1 protein-coding gene is annotated in these 1075 nt (G+C 59.3%); it reads left to right on the top strand.

The window, feature by feature from the left end; genetic code table 11:
- The first annotated feature begins 277 nt into the window (after positions 1–277).
- Positions 278–853 carry a heme-binding protein gene (locus tag HP499_RS24515; protein ID WP_172326609.1) on the top strand — a complete coding sequence of 192 codons (576 nt, stop codon included), beginning with the start codon at positions 278–280 and terminating at the stop codon, positions 851–853.
- Positions 854–1075: the final 222 nt, after the last annotated feature.

Here is a 1075-nt window from a genome sequence, read left to right as displayed (position 1 = left end):
GCCACAACCAGGCACTCATCGCCCTGGCACGACGACGCTGCGATACCCTCTACGCCATGCTCCGCGACGGCACCCTCTACCAACCCCCAACACCCGCAACCGCTTGACGAAAAACATAGGGGCACTCTCACGTCCCGTGTGCTTGAGCGGTTCCCTCTCTCACGTCCCGTGTGCTTGAGCGGTTCCCTCTTCCACGTCCCGCGTGCTTGAGCGGTTCCCTCTGTCACCTCCAATGCTCTGGCGGCTCGAGCCCTGTCGGCATAAGGTCGGTTGAATCATGACTGAACAGCAGCCGTACGATCTGGTCCAGCAATATCCCCACTTCGAACTGCGTCGGTATCCCGCGCATGTTCTCGCGGAGGTGGAAGTTCACGCGGCCTTTGATCGCGCCGGGAACGAGGCCTTCCGTTATCTTTTCAACTACATCAGCGGCAGCAACACCACCAGGCAGAAGCTGACCATGACCGCGCCTGTCATTCAGGAGAGCGGAACGTCAGAGAAACTGGCTGTGACGGCGCCGGTCCTACAGAGCGGACCCCTCCCGGATGGTAGGGACGGGGACTACGCTGTCGCCTTCGTTTTGCCGGCGGGGCTGACAGCGGAGACTGCTCCGGTGCCAAAAGAACCCAAGGTCAAAATCCGTGAGGTGCCAGGGGCCTTATCTGCCGTTGCACGATTCACAGGCAATGGATCAGCTGCGGCCTTTGAGCGCCATACGGTTGCGCTGACCGGGGCCCTTCAGTTGGCTGATCTGACACCGATCAGTGCGCCCAGATTCGCGCGCTTCGACCCTCCTTTCAAGCCTTGGTTCCTGCGACATAACGAGGTATTGCTGGACGTCAAGGAAAGCTAACGGCTCTTGGGTGGGAGAGGGACGGCTGGAAGGGTTAGGGATGTGGGAGAGGGACGGCTGGAAGGGTTAGGGATGTGGGAGAGGGACGGCTGGAAGGGTTAGGGATGTGGGAGAGGGACGGCTGGAAGGGTTAGGGATGTGGGAGAGGGAAGATGGGAAGAGATAAAGTCTGAACAGAAGTCACGCGATAAGAACTCAGATGCCGAATACTGGTAGAAAAAA

Origin of the sequence: Paenarthrobacter sp. CM16, assembly GCF_013179505.1 — a bacterium.
In the GTDB taxonomy this organism is placed as follows: domain Bacteria; phylum Actinomycetota; class Actinomycetes; order Actinomycetales; family Micrococcaceae; genus Arthrobacter.
Note: the sequence above shows the minus strand (reverse complement) of the source record. Positions and strands in the feature narration are given on the sequence as shown.

What these genes read in the sequence shown, in the direction of transcription:
- HP499_RS24515 (WP_172326609.1), top strand. Translation starts at nt 278, where the DNA reads ATGACTGAACAGCAGCCGTACGATCTGGTCCAGCAATATCCCCACTTC.